Raw genomic sequence first — 24,700 nt, forward strand, 5'->3', positions numbered from 1 at the left:
CGGATTCCTTTCCGGCATCCGGGAACGCCGTTCCGGGCGGCGCGTGACCGGGGTCACCATCGTTGCCACCGGCGGCCCCCTGGCGCCGGTCCCGCCCACCATCGAAGGAGCCGCCTGTGTCGACCATCCCGCGCGACCAGTGGTACGTCGCCGCGTACGGGCGCGAGATCGGCCGGGAGCTGTTCGGCCGCACCATCTGCGGCGAGCCGGTCCTGTTCTGGCGGACGGCCGCGGGCGCCGTCACCGCCATGGCCGACCGCTGCGTGCACCGCCGCTTCCCGCTGTCGCAGGCCCCGAGCCGCCTGGTGGACGACCAGGTGGTGTGCGGGTACCACGGGTTCACGTACGGCGCCGACGGCGTGTGCGCGGCCGTTCCCGGGCAGGCGCGGGTGCCGCGCACCGCCCGCCTGAAGACCTATCCCGTCGTGGAGCAGGACTCGTTCGTCTGGATCTGGATCGGCGACCCCGCCAGGGCCGACGCGGCCCGGATCCCGCGGGCGCCGTGGCTGGACTCCCCCGACTACACGACGGTGTCGGGGATGGAGCCGCTCCAGGCGCGGTTCGGGCTGCTGGTGGACAACCTGCTCGACCTCAGCCACGAGACGTACCTGCACGGCGGCTACATCGGGACGCCGGAGGTCGCCGCCACCCCGATCACCACCGAGGTGGACGAGGAGGCCGGGATCGTCTACGTGTCGCGGCACATGGACGACGCCGAGTGCCCGCCGTTCTACGCGAAGTCGACCGGGCTGACCGGCCGGATCATGCGCTGGCAGGACATCGAGTACACCCCGCCCTGCCTGTACAAGCTGCACTCGCGCATCGCCCCGCCGGGCGTGCTGCCGAACGCCGACGGCACCGACCCGGACGCGTTCCACGTCGAGGTCGTGTACGCGATCACGCCGGAGACCGAGCACTCCACCCACGACTTCTGGGCCGTGGCGCGCGACTTCGCCCTCGACGACCAGGGCGTGACCGATTTCCTCGCCGAGAACAACCGCACCGTGGTCCTCCAGGACGTGGTGGCGCTCGACGTCCTGGAACGGGTGATCGCGGCCGAGCCGGCCGGCTACCAGGAGCTGTCGATCAACATCGACACCGGCGGGCTGGCGGCCCGGCGGATGCTGGCGCGGATGGCGGCCGGCCAGGGATGAGCCCCGCCGAGACGAGCCCCGTGGAGACGAACACCGTGGAACCCGCCCGCATGCTGGACGGCCGCGCGGTGATGCGCGTGGTGTGGCTGCCGGGCAGCGACCTGCTCCGGGGCACCTGCCACTGCGGCGCCGAGCACGTCGCCGAGGGCCCGATCGAGATCTGGGAGTGGCTGCTCGCCCACCCCGCCGGGCACGGGGAGGCCGGCCGGTGAGCGCGGGGACCGGCGGGACCGGCGAGACCGAGCGGAAGCTGGTCGTCCACGCCCGCGAGCGGGTGGCCGACGGCGTCGTGGCGCTCGACCTGCGGGACCCGGACGGGGCCGCGCTGCCGGAGTGGGCGCCCGGCGCGCACATCGACCTGGTCGTCGGGGACGGCCTCGTCCGCCAGTACTCGCTGTGCGGGGACCCGGCCGACCGGACGTCCTGGCGGATCGCCGTCCTGCGCGAGCCGGCCGGGCGGGGCGGCTCGGCGGCCGTCCACGACGGGCTCCCCGCCGGTGTGACGGTCCTCGCCCGCGGGCCCCGCAACCACTTCCCGCTCCTCCCGGCGCCCCGCTACCTGTTCGTCGCGGGCGGGATCGGGATCACGCCGATCCTGCCCATGCTGCGGGCCGCGGACGCGGCGGGCGCGGACTGGCGGCTGGCCTACGGCGGGCGCACGGCCGCGTCCATGGCCTTCGGCGCGGAGCTGGCGGCCGCGCACGGCGGCCGGGTGGAGCTGCGGCCGCAGGACCGGCACGGGCCGCTCGACCTCGCCGGGCTCCTCCGCCGGACGGCTCCCGGCACCCTCGTCTACTGCTGCGGCCCGGCCCCGCTGCTGGACGCGGTCGAGCGGCTCTGCGCGGACCGGCCGGCCGGCACCCTGCACGTGGAGCGGTTCGTGCCCAGGGACGCGGGCGATCCCGCCCGGGCGGAGTCGTTCGAGGTGGAGCTCGCGGTCAGCGGCCGTACCCTCACCGTGCCGCCGGACCGGTCGATCCTGGAGGTCGCCGAGGAGGCGGGGGTCCCGATCCTGTCATCCTGCCGGGAGGGGACCTGCGGCACGTGCGAGACGGCGGTGCTGGACGGCACGGTGGATCATCGCGACTCGCTGCTGACCCCCGAGGAGCGGGCGGCGAACGACACGATGTTCGTCTGCGTCTCCCGCGCCGCCTGCCCGAAGCTGCTCCTCGACCTGTGACGCTCTGACCGCCTGGGGGACCTCATGCCGGCATCCGCCGCCGACCGGACCGGGCCGGTCGTGGCCCGCGCGCTGCGGATCGTCGGCGCGTTCACGCCCGACCGGCGCGCGCTCACGCTCAGCGAGCTGGCCAGGCACGCCGGGCTGCCGGTCTCGACCGTGCACCGGCTGGCGGCGGACCTGGTGGCGTGGGGCGCCCTGGAGCGCGACGCGGCGGGCCGGTACACCATCGGCCTGCGGCTGTGGGAGATCGGCTCGCTCGCGCCGCGCGGCCTGGGCCTGCGCGAGCGGGCGCTGCCGTACCTGGAGGATCTGTCCCAGGTCACCCGGGAGAACGTGCAGCTGGCCGTGCGGGAGGGCACCGAGCTGGTGTTCGTCGAGCGGATCGCGGGGAGCCGGGCGGTGCCGGTGCTGACGCGGGTCGGGGGCCGCTTCGCGCTCACCGCGACCGGCGTCGGGCTCGTGCTGCTCGCGTACGCGCCCGCCGAGGTCCAGGAGGAGGTCCTGGCACGGCCCATCAAGCGCTACACCGAACTGACCATGACGGATCCGAGCGCGGTCCGCGCCGCGCTGGCCGGCACCCGCGCCCGCGGCTACGCGATCAGCGACCGGCAGGTGACCATGGACGCGCTGTCCGTCGCCGCCCCGATCACCGACGCGCGCGGCGAGGTCGTCGCCGCGGTCTCGCTCGTCGTCCGCCACGGCACCGCCCTGCCCCACGCGCTCGCCCCGCTGCTGCGCACCAGCGCCCGCGCGATCTCCCGCGCCTAGTCGCCGGGCAGGGCCGGGAGGTCGGGGAGGGACGGGAGGGACGCCGCCACCCGGGCGGCCGTCTCGCGCAGCCAGATGTGCGCCGCGTCCTGCGTGTGGACGGGGTGCCACCACATGGCCTCCTGCAGCGGCACCGCGTCGAACGGCAGCGGCAGGACGCGCGTGCGGGTGCCGTCCAGCAGCCGGGCCAGCCGCCGCTGGATCAGGGCGACGCGCCGGGTTCCCGCCACGACGTGGGGCAGCAGGTGGAAGTCCTGCACCGAGATCTCCACCCGGGGCTCCAGCCCCATCGTGCTGAGCTGGCGGGTGATCGGGGCGTCGAACGGGCGCAGGTAGACGGCCCACGGCAGCCGGGCCAGATCGTCCAGGGTGATCCGGCCGGCGATCTCCGGGTGGTCGTCGGCCACCAGGCACGCCCACTCGTCGCGGAACAGCTCCACCGTCGGGAAGCCGCTGATCACGCCGTGCGGGGTGAGCACGCCGTCGACCCCGCTGAGCAGCGCGCCGGTGTCCTCCACCAGCGTCGGCCCGAGGTGCTGGAAGCTCAGGTGCACGGCGGGCGCCTCGGTGTGCAGGACCCGGGCCAGGCCGGCGCCGAAGACCGCGACCGCGTAGTCCGAGGCCAGCAGACTGAAATGGCGCTCATCGGTGGCCGGGTCGAAGTCGGCGCGGCTGGTGAAGAGCCGCTCCAGCACGGCGTACGCGTGGGCGGCCGGCTCGCGGAGCGCGGTGCCGAGGGGCGTCAGCTCGTACGCGTTGCCGGACCTGACCAGCAGCTCGTCGGAGAAGTGGCGGCGGAGGCGGGCCAGCGCGGCGCTGGTGGCGGGCTGGCTGAGGCCGATCCTGAGGCCGGCGCGGGTGACGTTGCGTTCCTCCAGCAGCGCGCGCAGGGCCACCAGGAGGTTCAGATCGAGGCCGGACAGATTCACCACCTCAGGTTATCTGCCTGCCGGATGGCTTTCATATCGACAATCGATTTCCGTGATTGTGATCCATGCCGCAGGGTGGTGGCCGTGGAAAGCACAGTGGTGACCCAAGCGACTCCCGCCGGACCGTTCGCGGTCGGCACGTTCGCCGCCGGGGACGGGGCGGCCTACCCCGGGCTGGTGATCGGCGACCAGGTCCTCGACCTGCGCACCGCCGGCCCGCTCGCCCCGTACCTGGCCGCCGCGCCGTCCGTCCGCGCCCTGCTGGAGCGGTGGGACGAGGCGTTCCCGCTGCTGCGCGAGGCCGCGGCGGGCGGGACCGGCGAGCGGCGCCCGCTGGCGGAGCTGCGGGTGCTCCCGCCGGTCCGGCCGCGGCAGGTCCTCCAGTCGGGGGCGAACTACCGCACCCACGTCATCGACCTCGCCGTGGCGCACGAGCCCGAGGGCGGCCGGCCCGCCGAGCGGGTCCGCGAGGAGGCGGCGGCGATGATGGACCGCCGCGCCGCCGAGGACGCGCCGTACCTGTTCATCGGGCTGCCGTCCGCGATCACCGGCCCGTACGACGACGTCGTCCTGCCGGACTGGTGCGCGAAGCCCGACTGGGAGCTGGAGCTGGCCGCGGTGATCGGCCGGCCGGCGTACCGGGTCTCCCCCGAGCAGGCGGCCGGGCACATCGCCGGCTACACCATCGCCAACGACCTGACGGCGCGCGACGCGGTGTTCCGCAGGGACATGCCGGAGATCGGGACCGACTGGCTGCGCGCCAAGAACGCCCCCACGTTCACCCCGCTGGGCCCGTACCTGGTGCCGGCCGCGTTCGCCGGGGACCCCGGCGACCTGCGGGTCACGCTGAAGCTGAACGGCCGGGTCATGCAGGACGAGTCCACCAAGGACATGATCTTCGACGTGGCGCGGCTGGTCTCCTGCGCCTCGCAGACGGTGGAGCTGCTGCCCGGCGACCTCGTGCTGACCGGCAGCCCCGCCGGGAACGGCATGCACTGGGGCCGCCTGCTGCGGCCGGGCGACGTCATGGAGGGCTCGATCACCGGGCTCGGCGTCCAGCGCAACCGCTGCGTCGCGGAGGGCGGGGCGTGATGCTCGACCGCACCGATCCGGAGGCCGCCATCGCCGAGGCCGCTGCGGCGTGCTCCAACTGGGGCCGCTGGGGCGAGGACGACGTCCTCGGCACCCTCAACTTCCTCGACGAGGCCAAGCGCCGCGAGGCCGCCGCGCTGATCCGGCACGGCGTCTCGTTCTCGCTGGCCCAGAGCTTCGACACCGACGGGCCGCAGAAGGGCTGGCGGCGCCGCACCAACCCGGTCCACACGATGACCGACACCGGCGCGGACGCCGCGCTCGGCACCCAGGGCTTCCCGCACGGCTTCGGCGGCGCCGACGACGTGATCGCGATGCCGCTCCAGTGCTCCACCCAGTGGGACGGCCTCGGCCACATCTTCGACCACGGCCGGGCGTGGAACGGCCGGCCCGCCGAGCGGGTCGTCACGTCCGAGGGCGACCTGGTCACCGGGATCGAGCACATGGCGCCGCACGTCGCCGGGCGCGGCGTCCTGCTCGACGTCGGCCGCGTCGCCGGCACGGACGGCGAGCTCCCCGACGGCTTCGCCATCACGGCGGAGCACCTGGACGCGGCCGCCGCCGCGCACGGCGTCGAGGTCGGCCGCGGCGACATCGTGCTGGTGCGCACCGGCCAGCTGGCCCGGGCGCGCCGGAACGGCTGGGGCGACTACGCGGGCGGCCCCGCCCCCGGCCTGTCGTTCACCACGGCCCGCTGGCTGCACCGCACCGAGATCGCCGCGATCGCCACCGACACGTGGGGCTTCGAGGTGCGGCCGAACGAGTTCGACCACGCCTTCCAGCCGCTGCACCAGGTCGCCATCCCGCACATCGGCCTGCTGGTCGGCGAGATGTGGGACCTGGACGCGCTCGCCGCGCACTGCGCCGCCGACGGCGCGTACGACTTCTTCCTCACCGCCGCGCCGCTGCCGGTCACCGGCGCGGTCGGCTCCCCCGTCAACCCCATCGCCGTCAAGTGAGGCCGCCGTGCCAGCTGTAGAGAGAGTCCTCATCGTCGGAGGCGGCACGGCCGGCTCGGCCCTGGCCGCCCTCCTGGCCCGCGGCGGCGTCGCCGTCGACATCGCCGAGATCAAGCCCGATCTCACCGCGCTCGGCTCCGGCATCACCCTCCAGGGCAACGCCCTGCGCGTGCTGCGCGACCTCGGCGTCTACGACGAGATCGCCGCGTCCGGCTTCGCGTTCGACTCGCTGGGCATCCGGGCACCGGACGGGAGCCTGGTCGCCGAGATCCCCGACGCCCGCACCGGCGGGCCCGACCTGCCCGCGACGCTCGGCATGGAGCGGCCGCGGCTGGCCGCCGCCCTGGCCGGCGCGGTCCGCGAGGCGGGCGCGCGGACCCGGTACGGCCTGACCGTGACCGCGCTCGACGACCACGGCGACTCGGTCACCGCGCGCCTGTCCGACGGGACGAGCGCCGCGTACGACCTGGTCGTGGGCGCCGACGGGATCCGCTCCGCGGTGCGCGGGCTGATCGGCGTCGACGTCGCGCCGCGGCCGGCCGGGATGGGCATCTGGCGCGTCCACACCCGCCGTCCCGAGGGCGTCGAACGCACGGACCTCGTCTACGGCGGCCCCTGCTTCATCGCCGGGTACTGCCCGACCGGCCCCGACAGCATGTACGCGTACCTGGTGGAGAAGGCGCGGCCCCGCGAGTCGGTCGCCGGCGCCGACCGGGCCGCCCACATGCGGGAACTCGCCGAGGGGTACGGCGGCGCCTGGGACGAGATCCGCGCCGGCATCACCGACCCGGACCGCGTCAACTACACCTGGTTCGAGTCGCTGCTCGTGGACCGGCCCTGGAACCGCGGCCGCACCGTCCTGATCGGCGACGCGGCGCACGCGTGCCCGCCCACCCTCGCCCAGGGCGCCGCGCAGTGCCTGGAGGACGCCTGGGTGCTGGCCGAACTGCTGCTGGACTCCGGCACCCTCGGCCAGAAGCTGTTCGACGCGTTCATGGAGCGCCGGTACGAGCGCGCCCGCGCCGTCGTGGAGGCGTCGGTCCAGCTGGCCGAATGGCAGCTGGACCCGTCCCCGGACGCCGACGTCCCCGGGCTGATGGGCCGCATCGCCGCGATGGTGACGGAGCGCCCATGACCGTCCCGACCGTCGACGCGCACGCGCACGTGCTGCTGCCCGCGATCGAGGAGGCCGTCGCCGGGGCGCCCGGCCACGCCGAGCACCGCGCGCTGGAGGCGCGCCGCAACGGCCCGGCCGCCCTGGAGGAGAACGGCCGGATGATCGGCGCGCGCATCGGGCGCCTCACCCGCGTGGACCCGCGGCTCGCCGACATGGACGCCGCCGGGGTCGACGTCCAGATCGTCAGCCCGTCGCCCTCGCACTACCACTACTGGGCTGACCGCGACCTGGCCCGCACCGTGTACCGGCTGGCGAACGAGGGCACCGCCGCGCACTGCGCCGAGGCCCCCGGGCGCCTGCACGGGCTCGGCCTCGTTCCGCTCCAGCATCCGGACCTGGCGGCCGGGGCGCTCGACCACGCCCTGGACCTCGGCCTGAAGGGCGTCGAGATCTCCTCGCACGCGCCCGGCCGCGAGCTGTCGGACCCGGAACTGGAACCGTTCTGGAGCCGGGCCGAGGAGCGCGGCGCGGTGGTGTTCCTGCACCCGTTCGGCTGCACGCTGGACGAGCGCCTCGACCGGTTCTACCTGTCCAACATCGTCGGGCAGCCGGCCGAGAACGCCGTCGCGCTCTCGCACCTGATCTTCGGCGGCGTGCTGGACCGGCATCCGGCGCTGAAGGTGCTGGCCGCGCACGGCGGCGGCTACCTGCCGACCTACCTGGGCCGGGCCGACCACGGCTGGAAGGCCCGTCCCGACGCCCGGACGTGCGCCGAGCCGCCGAGCGCCTACCTGCGGCGGATCTGGTTCGACTCCCTCGTGTACGAGCCGGCGGCGCTGCGCGCCCTCGTCGGCGCGGCCGGGGCGTCCCGGGTCGTCCTCGGCTCCGACCACCCGTTCGACATGGGCGTCCCCGACCCGCTCGACCGGCTCCGCGCCGCGCGGCTCCCCGAAGCCGAGCACGACGCGATCCGCGGCGGCAACGCCGCGGCCCTCTTCGACCTCAAGGAAACGCGAGCATGACCGACCGACTCATCACCCACCTGCGGCACGTCGACCTGGCGGTGCCCGACTACGACCGGCAGCGCGAGTTCTACTCCGGCGTCTGGGGCCTCACCGAGGTCGCCACCGACACCGGGATCTCCTTCCTCGCGGCGGAGGGCTCGCCCGAGCAGTACGTCGTCCGGCTCCGCCGCGACGAGCGGAAGCGGCTGGACCTGGTCGCGTTCGGCGCGGAGACCCCCGCCGACGTGGACGCCCTCGCCGAGCGGATGCGCGCCGCCGGCGTCACCCTCGTCACCGAGCCCGGCGCGCTGGACACCCCCGGCGGCGGGTACGGCTTCCGCTTCTTCGACATCGACGGCCGCACCGTCGAGGTCTCCGCCGGCGTCGCCGTCCGCGAGCACCGGCGGCTGGAGCCGCGCGAGGCGATCCCGGTCCGGCTCTCGCACGTCGTCCTCAACAGCCCCGACCTGGACGCCACCCGCCGCTGGTACGAGACGCACCTCGGCTTCGCGCTGTCGGACACGCTCTCGTCCCCGCGCATGGGCGAGGTCATGCACTTCATGCGCTGCAACCCCCAGCACCACAGCCTCGCGCTCGCCAAGGGCCCGCACACGTCGCTGCACCACATCTCGTTCGAGATGCGCGGGATCGACGAGTACATGTACGGCACCGGCCGCCTCATGCGCGCGGGCGTCCGGCACATCTGGGGGCCGGGCCGCCACATGGCCGGGGACAACACGTTCTCGTACTTCCTGGACCCGCACGGCAACACCGTCGAGTACACCACCGAGCTGGAGAACCTCGACGAGGACACCTGGCACCCGCACGTGTACGACTTCTCCCAGCCCGAGGTCACCGACCAGTGGGGCACCGCCAACCCGATGAACGAGCTCGTCGCCAAGGAGTCGTTCAACGACCCCGACCGCGGCGTCTTCGTCGCCCCGCCCGTCTGATCCGGAGGAGAGCACCCGATGCGACTCGCCACCTACCTCCACCAGGGCCGGCGCCGCTGCGGCCGCGTCGAGGACGGCCGGATCCTGCCGTTCCCCGAGGGCACCGAACTCCTCGGCATCGTCGCCGGCGGCCCGGTCCCGGCGGCCGGACCGGCGGGCGCGGCCGTGCCGCTGGACGAGGTCCGGCTGCTGCCGCCGATCGAGCCGCCGTCCGTCCGCGACTTCGTCGCCTTCGAGGAGCACGTCGAGGGCGTCCGCCGCAGCGTCGACGGGCGGAGCGGCGTACCGGACGCCTGGTACGACGCGCCGACGTTCTACTTCTCCAACCCGCACGCCATGGTCGGCGCCCGCGACGACGTGCCCGTGCCGCCCGGCTCGGCCGCGCTGGACTTCGAGCTGGAGGTGGCCGCCGTCATCGGCCGCGAAGGGGCCGACCTGTCCCCCGAGGAGGCGCGCGGCCACATCTTCGGCTACACGATCTTCAACGACTGGTCGGCGCGCGACCTCCAGTCCCGCGAGATGCGGGTCGGCCTCGGCCCCTGCAAGGGCAAGGACGCGGCCACCACCCTCGGCCCCTGGCTGGTCACCGCCGACGAGCTGGAGCCGTACCGCGACACCGCCGGCTTCCTGCGGCTCGCCCTGACGGCCGAGCTCAACGGGGAGGTCGTGGGGCGCGACCTGCTGTCCAACATGGGCTGGCCGTTCGAGGACCTGGTCGCGTACGCCTCCCGGGGCACCCGCGTCCGCCCCGGCGACGTGCTCGGCTCCGGAACCTGCGGCAACGGCGGCTGCCTGGCCGAGCTCTGGGGCCGCAACGGGTCCCAGGACCCGCCGCCGCTCAAGCCCGGGGACACCGTCACCCTCACCGTCGAGGGCATCGGCACGGTCTCCAACACGATCGTCCCCGGTACGGCCCCCGTCCCGGTCGGGCGCGCCCGCGAGCGCCCGAGGGACCGCCCCTGAGCCGCGCGGGCGCGCGCCGGGGGCGGCCCCGGGAGCGGAAACCTTTGCCGTTCGACTAGATGTTTTCGCAGGTCATCGGGTACTGCGCGCACTGTGAACGATTCACAACGCATTGAAGTGACCTGGCCTGGTTTGGGAGTCACCGTCACGGCCGACCTCGATGACCGCAATCCGCAGCTGGCGGAGGCGCTCTGGGACGCCCTGCCCTACCGCAGCCTGCAAGGGCACGCCCTGGTGGCCGGGCACCACCTGTTCCACGTGGCGCCCGTCCACGACCTGCTCCACCTGCCCGCCGCCCACCGGGTGGACCGGCGGACGGTGCCCGACGGCACCGTGTTCTGCTCGAAGCTCCAGCATCTCGGGATCAAGTACGGGGAGCTGACCGAGCCGATGCCGGCCACCCCGGTCGGCCGGGTGGCGCCCGGCGACCTGGACGCGCTCGCGGAGGTCGGGCGCGCGGTGTGGGAGTCGGTGTACGCGTCCAAGAAGCCGGTCGTCGCCGAGGTGCGGCGCGCAGGCGAGCCGAGCGGGCACCGCGTGCCCCGGCTGCGCGCGGCGGACCCGGAGGCCGACGCGCTCATCGGCGAGCTGCACGCCGAGACCGAGCGGATCTGGCTGGAGCCGCCCGCGGAGCTGGTCGACGTCCACGACGGGCGCATCGCCTCGGGCGCCGGGAGCTACGGCACCGTGCTGACGACGATGCTGTTCGTGAACGGGGAGACGCGCCCGCTGGGGTACTGCACGTACAGCGGGCTGGTGCGCGCCGCCGGCGAGGGGATGCCGCTGGAGTCGCTGCGGCACATGGCCCGGACGCTGATCGCCGTACCGGCGGAGTTCCTGGCGTACTGCGGGCTGGCGAAGCTCGGCACGTTCACCGAGCGGGTCCTGGACACCCTGGACCGGCTCGGAACCCGCGACGACTTCGCCGCCGTGATGGCGCACATGGCGCTGTACGTCAACTGCCTGGGCGGCTGGAACCTGCACCTGTTCCCGTGGCAGGTCGGCGACCATCTCGCCCGCGCCGGGGCCGCGCGGTGACCGGCGGGCGGGTCGCGGTCGTCGGCGGCGGCGTGATCGGCCTGTCGGTGGCCCGCCACCTGGCCGAGGCCGGCGTGGACACGGTGCTGCTGGAGCGGCGCGGGCTCGGGTCGGGCGCGTCGCGCGCCACCGCCGACGTGCTGCGCGCCTACTTCGCCGGGAACCCGGCCAGCTCGGCGATGGCGGTGCGGAGCCTGGCCGCCTACAGGGAGGCCGGGCCGGCGATCCCGCTGCGGCGGGTCGGCTACCTGGTGCTGTTCACCGAGACCGGGCAGATCGACGCGTTCGAGGCCGACCTGCCCGCGCAGCGGGCCGCCGGCGTGGACGTCCGGCTGGTCGGCGCCGGCGAGGCCCGGCGGCTCAACCCGCTGGTGGGCGACATCGGGCTGCTGGCGGCGGCGTGGTCGCCGCAGGCGTACGTGTCCGACACCGCGGCCATCGTCGGCGCGTTCGCCGCGGCGGCGCGCCGGGCCGGCGCCGAGCTGCGCACCGGCAGCCCGGTCACCGGGATCGACGTCGCGGCGGGGCGCGTGGACACCGAGGACGGAAGCCTCACCGCCGCCGGGATCGTGTGCGCCGCGGGCGCCTGGTCGGCGCCGCTGGCGCGGGCGGCGGGCGTGGAGCTGCCGCTGCCCGAACCCGTCGAGCAGGAGCTGCTGGCCGCCGGGCCGCCGCCGTCCGGGATCCCGCTGCCCGACATCCCGATCACCCTGGACGCCGGCAGCGGCCTGCTCGTCCGCCGCCGCGGCGACGGCCTGCTGATCGGCATGGGGTACGCGGACGCCGACCGGGAGCGCTGGCGCGCGCGGGTCCGCGACCGCCTGGCGGCGGTGTATCCGGGCATGGCCGGGGCCGACCTGCGCACCGCGTTCACCGGCGTACGGGACGCCAGCCCCGACCGGACGGCGTTCATCGGCGGCGTGCCCGGAACGACGCGGTTCCTGTACGCGGCCGGGTTCTCGGGCCACGGCCTGTGCGTCGCGCCCGCGGCCGGCGCACTCGTCCGGGACCTGTACCTGGAGCGCGAGCCGGACGTCGACCCGGGGCGGTTCGCGGTCGGCGCCCAACGGACGTGAACAGGACGCGAGGGGACGTGAGATCCGTGGCGGACACAGAGCATCCGTGCGTCGCGCTCGACGCGCGGGCCGAGGACGTGCACGCCGTCAACGACCGGCTGCGGGAGGCCGGCCCGCTGGTGCCCGTGGAGATCGAGGGGGTCCGGGCGTGGGCCGCCGCGAGGTACGCGACGCTGGAGGCCGTCCTGACCCACCCCGACCTGTCCAAGGACATCCGGCACTGGTCCGCGGAGGGCCGCCGGAACCTGCGGGACGGCGGGTCGATCGCGCAGGTCGTCCGGGACACCTCGATGGTCAACTCCGAGGGCGCGGCGCACCGGCGGCTGCGGGCCCCGCTGGCCAAGGTGTTCTCGCCGCGCCGCGTCCGGGAGCTGCGGCCGCGGATCGAGGCGGTGGCCGGCCGGATGCTGGACCGGCTGGAGGAGCTGCCGCCCGGTCCCGCCGACCTGCGGCGGGAGTTCGCCTACCCGCTGCCCTGCGAGGTCATCGCCGACATCCTGGACATCCCGCGGGAGCGGCGGCCCGAACTGTACGAGCACGCGCACGTGACCACGCAGATGAAGGCCGACCGGCGCCGCATCGCGGACGCGCGCGCCGGGCGCCGCGCGGTGCTCGCCGACGTCATCGCCGAACGCCGCCGCGCGCCCGGCGACGACCTGGTCAGCGAGCTGCTCGCGCTGGGCGACGACCGGCTCACCGCCGAGGAGGTCCACGACACCTTCGAGACGCTGTTCGTCGCCGGGCACGTCACGACCGTCAACCTCATCACCAACGCCGTGCGGGCGCTGCTGGCGGCGCCGGACCAGCTCGCCCGGCTGCGCTCCGGGGAGCTGCCGTGGGACGCGGCGGTCGAGGAGGCGCTGCGCCTGCACTCCCCCATCGGCCTGTTCCCGATGCGCTACGCCGTCCGCGACGTGCGCATCGACGGGGTGCTCATCCGCAAGGGCGAGGCGGTCCTGGCCTGCTACGCGGCGGCCGGGCGGGACCCGGCGGAGTACGGGGAGCGCGCCGCGCGGTTCGAGGTGACCGAGCCGGCGCCGTCCCACCTGTCGTTCGGGCAGGGCCCGCACTACTGCCTGGGCGCGCCGCTCGCGCGGCTCCAGACGGAGATCGCGCTGGCCGGGCTGTTCGCGGCGTACCCGGACCTGGCGCCCGCCGGGCCGCTGGACGGGCTCGGCTCGCTGAACACGGTGATCGGCGTCAGCACCCCGACGCTGCCGGTGCTGCTCGGCCGGCGGGCCCGGTGACCGGCCCGCTCGGCCGGGCGGTGCTCGCCGGGCTGCGCGCCGCAGGCGGCCGCGACGTGCTGGTGGCCGGCGAGCGCCGGCTGAGCGGGGACGAGGTGCTCGCCATGGCGGCCGCCGGCGCCGCCCGCCTCGCCGCGCGCGGCGTCCGGCCGGGGGACACCGTCGCCTGCCTGTACGGCGCGGCGCCCGAGTCGGCCATCGCCCGGCTGGTCACGCTCGCGCTGGGCTGCCGCTACGTCCACCTGGCGGTCGGTATGCCGGTGGCGCCCGCCGCCGCGGTGATGCGCACCCTGAACGCGGCGGCGCTCCTATGGGACCCGTCCCGAGAGCAGGACGCCGCCTCGCTACTCGCCGCCTGCCCGACCCCGGTGGCCGCTCCTCTGAACGCCGGCCTCTTCACCCCGCACCCGACGCCGGCCCCAGCGATCGCGCCCGGCGACGACCCGCCGGCGCCGCCGACGACCGGCCCGGCGAGCACGGCCGGTGGCGACCCGCTCGCCTCACCGGCGACCGGCCCGGCGAGCACGGCCTGCACCGGGCCGCTCGCGGCCTCGACGGCCGACCCGGCGGGCGTGGAGGCGGTCTCGGCGGTGATGTTCAGCAGCGGGACGAGCGGGCCGCGGAAGGCCGTGGCCTACGGGCACCGGACCGAGGCCGCACACCTCGCGGCCGCCCGGCGGATCTTCGGGCCCGGCCCGTGGCGGCTGCTGGCGGCGCCGGGCGTCCAGTACGTCCCGGCCCTGTTCACGCTGTGGACGCTCGCGGGCGGCGGCACGGTCGTGCTGGAGCCCGCCGTGGACGGCGCCGCCCGGCTGGCGGGGCTGATCGCGCGCGAGCACCTCACCCATGTCATGGCCGGCCGCCCGTCCCGGCTCTACGGCGTCGCGCCGGACCTCGGCGTGCCCCCGAACGGCCTGCGGCAGCTGGTCTACGGCGGCGAGCCGGCGGATCCCGCCCGTACCGCCGCGCTGACCGGGCGGCTCGGCGCGGTGCTGACGCAGACGTACGGCACCACCGAGGGCGGGTTCCTGACCGCGCTCGCCCCCGGCGACCACCTCCGGGCCGGCCTGCTGGCCTCGGTCGGGCGGGCGGTGCCGGGGGTCGAGCTGCGCGTCCGCGACCCGGCGGGAAGCGACCTGCCGCCCGGCGAGGCCGGCGAGGTCTGGGCGCGCACGGACCAGGTCATGCTCGGCTACTTCGGCGATCCGGAACGCACGTCCGGGGCGGTGCGCGGCGGCTGGCTGCGCACCGGCGACCTCGGCCGGCTGGACGAGGACGGCTACCTGTTCCTGCTGGACCGGGCGCCGGCCTGAGCCGGGGCCGCACGGTCAGGCCCGGCCCTCCTCCACCAGGCCGAACTCCGGCCAGGTGACGATGCGGATCCCGCCCATCGCGGTGTCCGGGCCGAGCGGGTCGCGCCAGATGTTCCAGACGGGCGACATGTCGAGCCCGCCCATATAGCGGACGTTGGACCTGGCCGCCTCGTCCCGGACGTCCTCGGCCTCGGCCTCCAGCGTGCCGGTGGTGGTGCGCCGCCCGGTCTCGCCGGCCTCGCGCACGTCGGTGAGCCCGGTGGTGATGCGGGTGAACGACTGGATCGCCTCGTCGCCGGCGCGGCTGTCCTCGTGCACCAGCTCGTGGGCGTGGGAGAAGTACTCGTCCATGCCGATGTACTGCTTGTAGAGCCGCGACACCAGGACGAGGAAGCGCGAGTACGCGCGGCGGTAGACGTAGTCGAAGAACGCCAGCGCCTTCGCCTCCTCCATGTCCTTGCGCAGCGTGGTGGCCACGGCGGCGGCGCCGACCAGGGCGCCGTACTGGGCCAGGTGGACGCCCGTGGAGAGCAGCGGGTCGAGGAAGCAGACCGCGTCGCCGACCATGATGTGGCCGGGCCCGCAGAACCGCTCCGACACGTAGGAGTAGTCCTGCTCGGCACGTATCTGGCCGGTGAGGGTCGCGTTCTCCAGGAGCCACCTCATGTCGGCCGAGCGTCCCAGGGCGTCCCGGTAGTACGCCTCCAGGGACGGGAACGCGGGGCGCTCCTCGGTGAAGCAGCGCTTGTACGTGACGTACCCGACGCTGTACCGGCCTTTGCCGAGCGGGATGTGCCAGTACCAGCCCTCGGGCGCGGAGACGACGTTGATCGCGCCTTCGGGGCCGTCGGGCAGCGCGCGGGCGCCGTCCCAGTAGCCCCAGATCGCGGTGTTCTGGAACACCTCGTGCGGGCGGCGCATGTCGAAGTGCTGCCGGGACAGGACACCGGCGCGCCCGGACGCGTCGATGAGGAAGTCGAACTCCGTGTGCTGGATGGTCCCCGCGGCGTCCACCCAACTGGCGGACACCGGCCGGTCGCCGTGGAACGCGACGTCCTTGACGGTGGCGTTCTCGATCACCTCCGCACCCTGCTCGGCGGCGTTGCGCAGCAGGATGTGGTCGTACGCGGCCCGGTCGACCTGCCACGACCAGGCGTCCGGATCGACCAGCCGGCTCCAGTCCAGCAGCCACTTGTCGTCCTTCCAGTGGAAGACGCCGCCGCGCTTGGTCTGGAAGCCGTGAGCCTGGACCGCGTCGAAGGCCCCGGACAGGCGGAGCGTGGGCAGGCAGGAGGCGAGCAGCGACTCGCCGATGTGGTAGCGGGGGAAGGTCTCGCGCTCCAGTAACCGGACCTCGACGCCCGATTTCGCGAGCAGGGCGGCGGCGGTGGAGCCCGCGGGCCCACCGCCGATCACCAGCACCTGGACGTGGTCGGTGTAGCTCATGTGCTGCCTCCGGTGACGGTGAAACGGCTCATTTCGCAAGACAAGCACCGAAAGCCCGGGACGCTAAGCCATGAGCCTGTAGCTCCACGTCACGGATTGTGTGGCGGTCGCGTCACTCGCGGCATCCGTCGTGAGAGTTTCACGATGGGGTCTTCCGGACTGACCCCGGGCCCCGTTCCGGCCGGTCGTGGGCAGCCGGGCGAGCCGCGAGCCCGCCGCCCCGCCGGCCGAGACCGGGGACCCGTACGGGCCCCGCGGGCCCTGTGGAGGTGGACCGTGTCCCTGCTCCGCCGCGCGCCGTCGGAGGCGCCCCCGCCCCCGGAGCCTCCCGGAACGGCCGGCGCGTTCACCGATCCGCAGACCAGGATGCTGCTGGCGGGCGAGGGGCTGACGACCCCGCTGCTGGAGGCGATGCTCAACACGAGGCTGCGGGTCCGCGTGCTCCACCAGGAGGTCACCGGCGCCGACGCGGTCCCCGCGGAGATCGCCGGGCTGCTCGGCGTCGGCGCCGGCGAGGAGGTCCTGGTCCGCCGGTCCTCGCTGCTGGACCCGCGGTCGTCCCCGGTGACGCTCAACTACGTCGTCGGCCGCCACCGGCCGGGCGATCCGGCCCTGGACCTGCACACCCCGCTCGGCTACAGCGTGCTCGGCAGGGGCCTCTCCCAGCGTCGCCGCATCGTCCATGTCGGGCGGGACGCCTGGCGCCGCGGCACCGGGGCCGTGCCGTGCGCCGTGAAGGCGTACCTGATGCTGATCGAGGACGAGCCCGCGTTCTACGTGCGCGAGTGCTTCAACCCCGACCACGTCTCCGCCGCGGTCAGCGGCGGAGACGCCACGGGGCACGCGCACGGCCCGGCCGCGGAACGGCTCGACGGCTCCGGTTCCGGTTCCGGGCCGTCGCCGCCGCCGCTGCCGCCGGAGGCGCGGCACCAGCCCGCGTGGCGGGACGAGGCGGCGCTGCGCCGGTGCCGGGCCCGCCTGCGCGCGCTGCCGCCGCTCATCACCCGGGTCGGCGCCGGCCGGGCGGCCCGGCTGCTGCCGCCGCTGCTGCGCGCGGGCCGCGACTCCGGCGTCCCCGTCACCTGGGTGTGCGACCCGATGCACGGCAACGGGCGGACCACCGCCGCCGGGCGCAGGTTCTGCCGCGTCGGCGACGTCGTCGCCGAGATCCGCGCGTTCTTCGCCGCCCACCGGCGGGTGGGCACCCGCCCCGGCGGGCTCCACCTGGAGACCGCCCCCGAGGACGTCACCGAATGCGCGGGCGGCCGGCAGCGGCTGGAGGAACGGGACCTGGACCGCGCGTACCGGACGCTGTGCGACCCGCGCCTCAACCCGGCCCAGACCGTCGACTGCGTCCTCGCCACGCTGGCCGAGATCCGCGCCGGCGGGCGGGACCGCGCCGCGGGCTGACCGGCCGTGCCCGCCTGGACCGGCTGGGCCGCGGCGCCGCCCGGCGTCGTCCCGCCGCTGGGCTCGCACGCGCTGCTCGTCTTCCTGCTCCAGGTCGGCCTCCTGCTGGCGCTGGCGCTGCTGCTGGGCCGGCTCGCCGCCAGGTTCGGCCTGCCCGCCGTGGTCGGGGAGCTGTGCGCGGGCGTGCTCGCCGGCCCGTCCCTGCTCGGCTGGGCGGCGCCGGGCCCGGCCGGGTGGCTGCTGCCGCGGGACGCCGGGCAGATGCACCTGCTGGACGCCGCCGCCACGCTCGGCGTGCTGCTCCTGGTCGCGCTCACCGCGATCGAGATCGACCTCGGCCTGCTGCGGCGCAACCGGGCGACCGCGCTGCGGGTGAGCGCGGCCGGGCTGCTGGTCCCGCTCTCCCTGGGCGCGGCCGCCGGGTACGTCCTGCCCGCCGCGCTGCTGCCCGGCGAGGGGGCCGCGGAGCGCACCGTCCCGGCGCTGTTCCTGGGCGTGGCGATGGGCGTGAGCGCGCTGCCGGTCATCGCCAAGACGCTGATGGACATGAACCTGGTGCACCGCGACATCGGCCAGCTCATCCTGACCGCGGGCGTGCTGGACGACATCGCCGGCTGGTTCCTGCTGTCCCTGGTGTCGGCCCTGGCCGTCGGCGGGTTCACCGCCGCGGGCGCCGCCGTGTCGCTGCTCTCCCTGGCCGGGGTCGCCGCGGCGGCCCTGCTCGCCCGGCCGCTCGTCCGCGCGGTGCTGGGGGCCGCCGGGCGGTCCACTCCGGCGGTCACGCTCGCCGCGGTCGTCGCGCTGACGTTCCTTTCCGCCGCCGCGACGCAGGCCCTGGAACTGGAGGCGATCCTGGGGGCGTTCGTCTGCGGGTTGCTGATCAAGGCATCCGGAAACGTCGATCCGGCCCGTCTCGCCCCATTGCGGGCGATCGTTCTCGCGGTTCTCGCGCCGCTGTTCTTCGCCACGGCCGGGCTGCGGATGGACCTCACCGCGCTCGCGCGCCCGGACGTTCTCGCCCTGGCCCCGCTGATCCTGCTGATCGCGATCGCGGGCAAATTCATGGGCGCCTATCTGGGCGCGACGCTCAGCCGGCTGGACCGGTGGGAGGCGCTCGCGCTGGCCGGCGGGATGAACGCGCGCGGCGTGATCGAGGTGATCGTCGCGATGGCCGGGCTGCGGCTCGGCGTGATCACTCCGGCGATGTACACGATCATCGTCCTGGTGGCGATCGTGACGTCGCTCATGGCGCCGCCCGTGCTGCGCCGCGCCGTCCCCAGAATCGAACTGAAGCGCGAAGAGGAATTGCGGCTAATGTCGGATACGCGAATTCTTGGATAGATCATTCACCGCATTTATGATCGATTCCCATGAACGCTTGCACGCCTCACGGAACCGGCTATAACCTAGCCGCCCTGTCACGGAACTCATATGTCACCGAAATTGACATCCGTCAGTAATCGCTGGAGCGTCCACCCCTTTCGGCACCGCCCGTAAGGCGGAATTTCGGCTCCATGGAAATTGAGGATGTGTCAATGGCTCGATCCGGTACGACGCGCGGAAGACGAACATCCGGCGTCCCGATATGGCTGCCTCCCCTCCTCGTGCTCCTGGCGGGCGCGGTCGTGGCCTGGCTGGCGGCCGGGCTGGTGTCCGCCGACGCGCAGGTGGCGGTCGCGGGCTGCTGCGCGGTGGCCGCCGCGATCGTCGTCTGGGAGGAGACGCGCAGGGAGCGCGCGCTCACCGAGATGGAGCGCAGGCAGGCCGCCGAGGCGGCCGCCCTGCGGCGCCGGTGGGCCGACCAGGAGACCGAGACCATCCGGCTCGCCACCGAGCTGCTGCCCGCCGCGGTCGAGCGCCTCCAGCGGGGCGCGGTCGCGGAGGAGGCGCTGAGCGGGCTGGCCCCCGACCCCCGGCTCAGCCCCAGGCTGGGCGCCGCCCACGACGCGGTGCTGCGCTCGGTGATCGACGCCGTGGAGGCCCAGGTGGGCCTGCACGACTCCGCCCAGCGGGCGTTCGTGAACATCGCCCGCCGGGTGCAGGCCATCGTCCACCAGCAGGCCCAGGACCTGCGGGCGATGGAGGACAAGCACGGCGAGAACCCCGACATCTTCGGCGACCTGCTGCACCTCGACCACGGCACCGCGCTGATCGGCCGGCTCGCCGACAGCATCGCCGTGCTCGGCGGCGCGCGGCCGGGCCGCCAGTGGCGCCAGGACGTGCCGCTGTTCAACGTCCTGCGCGGCGCCATGTCGCGGATCGCCGACTACAAGCGGGTCGACCTGCACTCGGTCGCCGAGTTCGCCGTCGTCGGGCCGGCGGTGGAGCCGCTGATCCACGCGCTCGCCGAACTGCTCGACAACGCCACCCGCTACTCGCCGCCGCAGGCGCGCGTGCACCTGACCGCGGCCGAGGTCCAGTCCGGCGTGGCGGTCGAGATCGAGGACGCCGGGGTGGGCCTGACCGAGGAGGCACGGGCCCGCGCGGAATGGGCGCTCGCGCAGGGATCGGGCGGGATCGACCTGGACGACCTCGGCGAGTCGCCGCGGCTCGGCCTGGCCGTCGTCGGCCGGCTGGCCGCGGCGAACGACTTCACCGTGGCGCTGCGCCCCTCCGTGTACGGCGGCGTGCGCGCGGTGCTGACGGTGCCCAAGGAACTGATCACGCTGACGCCGGTCCCCGGCGGCAAGATCGCCCGCGCGGCGACGCTGCCGCCGCCCCGGCCCCGGCCGCGGCCCGGCGGCGGGCCCGTCCGGGTCGAGCCGGAGGCCCCGGCGGGCGAGTTCCCGCGCGACGCCAACGGCCTGCCCCAGCGGCGGCGCCGCCGCGGCGCGCCCGTCCCCGCGGCCCCCCGGCCCGCCGGCCCGGCCCCCGCGCCGGCCGGGACCCGGCTTCCCGGGGAGCCGGCGAAGGCGGCCGCGGAACCCGGCCTCTGGCTGGCCGACTTCCACAACGGGATCTCCGGCGACCACTCCGGGCCGGACGCCGACCGGCCGGACGGCGACGACGCGTCATGGGGCGAGGGTGAGTAGTCGAATGACACAGCGGCGGCAGAACATGGACTGGATGCTCAAGGACCTCGCGGCCGGCGTCCCCCAGACGCGCCACGTCGTGGTCCTCTCGTCGGACGGGCTGAGCATCGCCGAACTGAGCACGGCCGGGCCACCGGAGGGCGACACCGACACCACCGACCGGCTGGCCGCGGCCTGCGCGGGGCTGCAGAGCCTGGCGGGCGCGATCGCCGCGGAGTTCCCGCACGGCGACGGCCGGATGCGGCTGGTGGTCATCGAGATCGACGGCGGCTTCTTCTACCTGATGGCGGCGGGCCAGGGCGCGTACCTGGCGGTGCTGGCCGACGAGGGCGTGGACGCCGGGCTGATGGGCCAGCGCATGCGGGATCTGGTCGCGCGCATCGGGGAGCACCTGAGCAGCGCGCCGCGGTCGAGCGAGCCGGCCCTGTGAGGCCACCCGCCGGGGACGGCCGGCCGGACTGGGAGGAGGGCGCGCCGGAGCGGCTGTACGTCGTCACCGCCGGGCGCGACCGCCCGTCCCGGCGCGTCCCCCTGGACCTGGTGACGCTGGTGGTGTCGCGGGGCGCGCCCGAGCCGGGCATGAACCCCGAGCACCTGGCCATCCTGCGCATGTGCGCGGGCCCGTTGTCGGTCGCCGAGATCTCGGCGTACCTGTCCCTGCCGTGCAGCACGGTCACCGTGCTGGTCGCGGACCTGGTGGACGGCGGTCATGTGGAGGTGCGGGCGCCCGTGTCGGCGACGGCGCGCCCGGACGTCACGCTTTTGGAGGCGGTGATGGATGGGCTTGCCAGGATCTGACGTGCGGGTCGGGCCCGCGGAGCGGGACACCCTGCCCGCGTCGACGGCGGCGGCGGTCAAGGTCGTGGTCGTCGGCGGCTTCGGGGTCGGGAAGACCACCCTGGTCAAGGCGGTCAGCGAGATCCGGCCGCTGACGACCGAGGAGACCATGACGGAGGCCAGCGTCGGCGTCGACGACGTCGCCGGCGTGGAGACCAAGACGCAGACGACCGTGGCGATGGACTTCGGCCGCATCAGCCTCAACGAGGAGCTGGTGCTCTACCTGTTCGGCACCCCCGGGCAGGAGCGCTTCTGGTTCCTGTGGAAGGGGCTGTTCGAGGGCGCGCTGGGCGCGGTGGTCCTGATCGACACCCGGCGGCTGGAGGTCAGCTTCGACGTGCTGGGCCGGCTGGAGGACGAGGGCGTCCCGTTCATCGTGGCGGTCAACCGCTTCCCGGACGCCCCGCGGCACCCGCTGGCCGCCATCCGGTCCGCCCTGGACCTGCCCGACCCCGTGCCGATCGTCGAGTGCGACGCCCGCGACCGCGGGTCCAGCCGCGACACGCTGATGGCGCTGATGCGCTACCTCTACACCCTCACCGCCGCGCCCACCGCCGCGACCCAGGAGCGATGAACGTGTCCCCCACTCCCCCCGACCGGTTCCCCGACCCGGCGGCGGCCGGCGCCCCCGTGCCGCCGCCGGAGTGCCCGGCGCACGCCGGGCGCGGCACGGCGGGCCTGGTGAACCTGTTCTCCCCCGAGGCCGTCACCGACCCGATGACCGTGTACGAGCGGCTCCGCGCCGAGCACGGCCCGGTGGCGCCGGTCCTGCTGGCCGACGACCTCCCCGCGTGGCTGGTGCTCGGCTACCGGGAGAACCTGGAGGTCGCCCGCACCTCCACCCACTTCACCCGCGACTCCCGGGTCTGGAACCTGACCCGGGAGGGGCGGGTGCCCCCCGACTCGCCGCTGCTGCCGCTGACCGAGTGGAAGCCGATGATCCGGTTCGCCGACGGCGACGCGCACCGGCGGCTGCGGTCGGCGGTCAACGACAGCCTCGGCCGGCTGAACCGGCGCGGCATCCGCCGGCACGTCACCCGGTTCGCCGGCGAGCTGATCGACGGCTTCTGCGCGGCGGGCGAGGCGGATCTGGTCGGCCGGTTCGTCCAGCACCTGCCCATGCTGGTGCTGGGCCGGCTCATCGGCATCCCCGACCAGGCCGGCCCGTCCATGGTCGCGGCGACGCGCGACATGGGGTCGGGGGCGAAGACGGCCGTCGCCAGCAACGAGCACCTCGTCGCGCAGCTGCGGCAGGTGGTGGCGGCTAAGCGGGCCGCCCCCGCGAACGACATCGCGTCCTGGCTGCTCGCCCATCCCGCCGGGCTCACCGACATCGAGGTCGTCCAGAACCTGCGGGTGCTGCTGATGATCGGGAACGAGACCACCGCCAGCCTGATCACCAGCACGCTGCGGATGGTGCTCGCCGACCCGCGGTTCCGCGCCTCGCTGGCCGGCGGCCACATGACGCTGCCGGACGCCGTCGAGCAGATCCTGTGGGACGAGCCGCCGTTCCGCACTCTGGTCGGGCGGTGGGCCACCACCGACACCGAGCTGGGCGGGCAGCGGATCAAGGCGGGCGACCTGATGCTGCTCGGCCTGGCCGCCGGGAACGTGGACCCCGCCATCCGGCCGGATCCGGCCGCGCCGCTCTACGGCAACCGGTCCCATCTCTCGTTCGGCGGCGGCGCGCACGAGTGCCCCGGCCAGGAGATCAGCCGGGCCATCGCGGAGACGGGCATCGACACCCTGCTCGCCCGGCTGCCCGACGTGACGATGGCGGTGCCCGAGAACGAGCTGCACTGGCGTTCGGCCTGGGTGACCCGCCATCTGGACGCGCTTCCCGTCACGTTCACGGCCCGTCGCCCGCAGGCCCGGGCCGCCCCGGAGCCGCCGGATCCGGGGCCCGCCCCCGCCGCGCGGCCCGCGCCCGGCCACCCGGTCGGAGGGCCGGATCTGCCTCCCTGGCCGCCGCCGGCGGCGCCGCCCGCGCCCGCCGCGTCCAGGTGGACGTCGCTGCGGAGGCACCTGGCGCACCTGTCCGGAAGCGACGGCCGGTGGCACCCTTGAGGTACGTCGCGGCCCGGGAGCGGCAGGGCTTCCGGGCTCCGGAGGTGCGCGCATGTCCACCAAGCGGGATGTCCACTTAGTCGGCAGCTATCCGGCCGCCGGCGCGAGCGAGGCGATGACCGCGGCCGTGCGGGCGGCGGGCCCGCGCCTGCGGACGCTGTCCGACGGCGAGGTCGGCGAGCGCCGCAACTGGGTCCAGCACATCATCGAGGGCTTCCGGGACCATCCCGACGTGGAGCTGCGCAGGAACGGCGGCTGGTCGGGCTACGACGACCGGCCGGTGTTCCGGGTGCGGCGGGGGCACCGGCTCACCGCCGCGGCCCTCGATCTCGGGCACGCCCGCAGCGCGGCGGACGGGTACGCCGCGTTCCGGGAGATCCGCGCCGCGCACGGGCTGGACGGGCTGTCCTTCCAGGTCGGCATCCCCGGCGACCTGGACCTCGCGCTCTTCTCGTTCGGCCCGGCCGGCGCGTTCCGGTACCGGCGGCCGTTCCGGGAGGCGCTGGCCCGGGAGATCGACGAGGTCGCCCGGTGGGGCGGCCGGGACGTGCTCTTCCAGCTGGAGTTCCCGGTGGAGCTGGTCATGGTGACGACGGCGCCGGGGCCGCTGCGCGGCGCGGCGGCGCGGTTCATGGCGGGCGGGATGGCCCGGCCGGCCGCCGAGGCGCCGCCGGGCTCCCGGTTCGGCGTCCACCTGTGCGTCGGCGACCTCAACAACCGGGCGCTGAAGCGCATGCGCACCACCGCGCCGCTGGTCGCCCTGGCCCGCGCGGTGCTGCGCGCCTGGCCGGCGGGCCGCGACCTGGAGTACGTCCACGTCCCGCTCGCCGCGGGCGAGCACCCGCCGGTCACGGACCTCCGCTTCTACCGGGACCTCGCGGGGCTGCGGGACATGCCGCCGGACGTCCGGTTCGTCGCGGGCCTGGCCCACGAGAACCAGGACCTGGCCGAGCAGCGCCGGATCCTCGGCATCGTGGAGTCGCTCCTGGGCCGCACCGTCGCCGTCTCCACCGCCTGCGGCCTGGGCCGCCGTTCCCCCGAGGACGCCGCCCGGGCGCTGGACCGCGCCGTCGCCCTCGCCGACGCCTGAACGGAGGCCGGCGCCGCGCCCC

Annotated in this window: 24 protein-coding genes; 22 read left to right on the forward strand and 2 right to left on the reverse strand. The window is 75.1% G+C overall.

The window, feature by feature from the left end:
- Positions 1-116: 116 nt before the first annotated feature.
- Genes ACA361_RS17960 through ACA361_RS17975 form a run of 4 tightly spaced genes read left to right on the forward strand, consistent with a single transcriptional unit; the run spans position 117 to position 3,105 of the window.
- On the forward strand, positions 117-1,154 hold the full coding sequence (locus ACA361_RS17960; protein WP_375013145.1) for a Rieske 2Fe-2S domain-containing protein: 1,038 nt from the start codon (positions 117-119) through the stop codon (positions 1,152-1,154).
- A gap of 20 nt (positions 1,155-1,174) precedes the next feature.
- The gene (locus ACA361_RS17965; RefSeq protein WP_375013146.1) at positions 1,175-1,366 is read left to right on the forward strand and encodes a hypothetical protein; all 192 of its coding nucleotides are present in this window, start codon (positions 1,175-1,177) and stop codon (positions 1,364-1,366) included.
- Complete coding sequence (locus ACA361_RS17970) at positions 1,363-2,334, forward strand: PDR/VanB family oxidoreductase (RefSeq protein ID WP_375013147.1); 972 nt, start codon at positions 1,363-1,365, stop codon at positions 2,332-2,334. Before ACA361_RS17965 ends, ACA361_RS17970 begins: the two co-directional genes overlap by 4 nt.
- Positions 2,335-2,358: 24 nt before the next feature.
- Positions 2,359-3,105 (forward strand): IclR family transcriptional regulator, encoded by a 747-nt coding sequence (locus ACA361_RS17975; RefSeq protein ID WP_375013148.1) that lies wholly within the window; start codon positions 2,359-2,361, stop codon positions 3,103-3,105.
- Here the strand turns inward: ACA361_RS17975 and ACA361_RS17980 are convergent.
- On the reverse strand, positions 3,102-4,034 hold the full coding sequence (locus tag ACA361_RS17980) for a LysR family transcriptional regulator (protein ID WP_375013149.1): 933 nt from the start codon (positions 4,032-4,034) through the stop codon (positions 3,102-3,104). The genes ACA361_RS17975 and ACA361_RS17980 overlap by 4 nt on opposite strands.
- 84 nt (positions 4,035-4,118) lie before the next feature.
- On the opposite strand from ACA361_RS17980, the gene ACA361_RS17985 reads away from it, so the two are divergent.
- From ACA361_RS17985 to ACA361_RS18030, 10 genes are all read left to right on the forward strand, one after another.
- Positions 4,119-5,126: a fumarylacetoacetate hydrolase family protein gene (locus ACA361_RS17985; RefSeq protein WP_375013150.1), complete on the forward strand. Its 1,008-nt coding sequence runs from the start codon at positions 4,119-4,121 to the stop codon at positions 5,124-5,126.
- Positions 5,126-6,085, forward strand: a complete 960-nt coding sequence (locus ACA361_RS17990) for a cyclase family protein (RefSeq protein ID WP_375013151.1) — start codon at positions 5,126-5,128, stop codon at positions 6,083-6,085. The genes ACA361_RS17985 and ACA361_RS17990 overlap by 1 nt, the downstream gene beginning before the upstream one ends.
- Positions 6,086-6,092: 7 nt before the next feature.
- Complete coding sequence (locus ACA361_RS17995) at positions 6,093-7,220, forward strand: FAD-dependent oxidoreductase (protein WP_375013152.1); 1,128 nt, start codon at positions 6,093-6,095, stop codon at positions 7,218-7,220.
- Positions 7,217-8,224, forward strand: a complete 1,008-nt coding sequence (locus ACA361_RS18000; protein WP_375013153.1) for an amidohydrolase family protein — start codon at positions 7,217-7,219, stop codon at positions 8,222-8,224. Before ACA361_RS17995 ends, ACA361_RS18000 begins: the two co-directional genes overlap by 4 nt.
- Positions 8,221-9,159 carry a VOC family protein gene (locus tag ACA361_RS18005; RefSeq protein ID WP_375013154.1) on the forward strand — a complete coding sequence of 313 codons (939 nt, stop codon included), beginning with the start codon at positions 8,221-8,223 and terminating at the stop codon, positions 9,157-9,159. The genes ACA361_RS18000 and ACA361_RS18005 overlap by 4 nt, the downstream gene beginning before the upstream one ends.
- An 18-nt stretch (positions 9,160-9,177) precedes the next feature.
- Positions 9,178-10,122, forward strand: coding sequence for a fumarylacetoacetate hydrolase family protein (locus ACA361_RS18010; RefSeq protein ID WP_375013155.1), 945 nt, complete (start codon positions 9,178-9,180; stop codon positions 10,120-10,122).
- A 132-nt stretch (positions 10,123-10,254) separates the two neighbouring features.
- The gene (locus ACA361_RS18015) at positions 10,255-11,160 is read left to right on the forward strand and encodes a hypothetical protein (RefSeq protein ID WP_375013156.1); all 906 of its coding nucleotides are present in this window, start codon (positions 10,255-10,257) and stop codon (positions 11,158-11,160) included.
- Positions 11,157-12,236, forward strand: coding sequence for an NAD(P)/FAD-dependent oxidoreductase (locus ACA361_RS18020; RefSeq protein WP_375013158.1), 1,080 nt, complete (start codon positions 11,157-11,159; stop codon positions 12,234-12,236). Before ACA361_RS18015 ends, ACA361_RS18020 begins: the two co-directional genes overlap by 4 nt.
- A 26-nt stretch (positions 12,237-12,262) precedes the next feature.
- Positions 12,263-13,483 (forward strand): cytochrome P450, encoded by a 1,221-nt coding sequence (locus ACA361_RS18025; protein ID WP_375013159.1) that lies wholly within the window; start codon positions 12,263-12,265, stop codon positions 13,481-13,483.
- Entirely contained in the window at positions 13,480-14,796 is a 1,317-nt protein-coding gene (locus tag ACA361_RS18030; RefSeq protein ID WP_375013160.1) for an AMP-binding protein, read from the forward strand. Before ACA361_RS18025 ends, ACA361_RS18030 begins: the two co-directional genes overlap by 4 nt.
- Positions 14,797-14,811: 15 nt before the next feature.
- On the opposite strand, the gene ACA361_RS18035 is transcribed toward ACA361_RS18030, so the two are convergent.
- Entirely contained in the window at positions 14,812-16,242 is a 1,431-nt protein-coding gene (locus tag ACA361_RS18035) for an NAD(P)/FAD-dependent oxidoreductase (protein WP_375013161.1), read from the reverse strand.
- 276 nt (positions 16,243-16,518) lie between these two features.
- Here ACA361_RS18035 and ACA361_RS18040 point away from each other — a divergent pair, with 276 nt between their 5' ends.
- From ACA361_RS18040 to ACA361_RS18075, 8 genes are all read left to right on the forward strand, one after another.
- Positions 16,519-17,652, forward strand: coding sequence for a 3-deoxy-7-phosphoheptulonate synthase (locus ACA361_RS18040; RefSeq protein ID WP_375013162.1), 1,134 nt, complete (start codon positions 16,519-16,521; stop codon positions 17,650-17,652).
- A gap of 6 nt (positions 17,653-17,658) precedes the next feature.
- Entirely contained in the window at positions 17,659-18,993 is a 1,335-nt protein-coding gene (locus tag ACA361_RS18045) for a cation:proton antiporter (RefSeq protein WP_375013163.1), read from the forward strand.
- A 263-nt stretch (positions 18,994-19,256) separates the two neighbouring features.
- A complete protein-coding gene (locus tag ACA361_RS18050) occupies positions 19,257-20,684 on the forward strand; it encodes a sensor histidine kinase (RefSeq protein ID WP_375013164.1) in 1,428 nt (475 codons plus the stop codon).
- Between the two features lie 4 nt (positions 20,685-20,688).
- Positions 20,689-21,114, forward strand: a complete 426-nt coding sequence (locus ACA361_RS18055; RefSeq protein WP_375013166.1) for a roadblock/LC7 domain-containing protein — start codon at positions 20,689-20,691, stop codon at positions 21,112-21,114.
- Positions 21,111-21,482, forward strand: coding sequence for a DUF742 domain-containing protein (locus ACA361_RS18060; protein WP_375013167.1), 372 nt, complete (start codon positions 21,111-21,113; stop codon positions 21,480-21,482). The genes ACA361_RS18055 and ACA361_RS18060 overlap by 4 nt, the downstream gene beginning before the upstream one ends.
- A complete protein-coding gene (locus tag ACA361_RS18065; protein ID WP_375013168.1) occupies positions 21,463-22,095 on the forward strand; it encodes an ATP/GTP-binding protein in 633 nt (210 codons plus the stop codon). The genes ACA361_RS18060 and ACA361_RS18065 overlap by 20 nt, the downstream gene beginning before the upstream one ends.
- A 2-nt stretch (positions 22,096-22,097) precedes the next feature.
- Entirely contained in the window at positions 22,098-23,588 is a 1,491-nt protein-coding gene (locus tag ACA361_RS18070) for a cytochrome P450 (RefSeq protein ID WP_375013169.1), read from the forward strand.
- A gap of 52 nt (positions 23,589-23,640) precedes the next feature.
- Positions 23,641-24,678, forward strand: a complete 1,038-nt coding sequence (locus ACA361_RS18075; RefSeq protein WP_375013170.1) for a hypothetical protein — start codon at positions 23,641-23,643, stop codon at positions 24,676-24,678.
- Positions 24,679-24,700 lie beyond the last annotated feature (22 nt).

The sequence above is a fragment of the Actinomadura sp. 21ATH genome (assembly GCF_041951345.1).
Taxonomy (GTDB): Bacteria; Actinomycetota; Actinomycetes; order Streptosporangiales; family Streptosporangiaceae; genus Spirillospora.

Coding starts and splice junctions, on each gene's coding strand:
- ACA361_RS17975 (WP_375013148.1), top strand. CDS start 2,359: ATGCCGGCATCCGCCGCCGACCGGACCGGGCCGGTCGTGGCCCGCGCG.
- ACA361_RS17990 (WP_375013151.1), top strand. CDS start 5,126: ATGCTCGACCGCACCGATCCGGAGGCCGCCATCGCCGAGGCCGCTGCG.
- ACA361_RS18000 (WP_375013153.1), top strand. CDS start 7,217: ATGACCGTCCCGACCGTCGACGCGCACGCGCACGTGCTGCTGCCCGCG.
- ACA361_RS18005 (WP_375013154.1), top strand. CDS start 8,221: ATGACCGACCGACTCATCACCCACCTGCGGCACGTCGACCTGGCGGTG.
- ACA361_RS18010 (WP_375013155.1), top strand. CDS start 9,178: ATGCGACTCGCCACCTACCTCCACCAGGGCCGGCGCCGCTGCGGCCGC.
- ACA361_RS18035 (WP_375013161.1), bottom strand. CDS start 16,242: ATGAGCTACACCGACCACGTCCAGGTGCTGGTGATCGGCGGTGGGCCC.
- ACA361_RS18055 (WP_375013166.1), top strand. CDS start 20,689: ATGACACAGCGGCGGCAGAACATGGACTGGATGCTCAAGGACCTCGCG.
- ACA361_RS18065 (WP_375013168.1), top strand. CDS start 21,463: ATGGGCTTGCCAGGATCTGACGTGCGGGTCGGGCCCGCGGAGCGGGAC.
- ACA361_RS18075 (WP_375013170.1), top strand. CDS start 23,641: ATGTCCACCAAGCGGGATGTCCACTTAGTCGGCAGCTATCCGGCCGCC.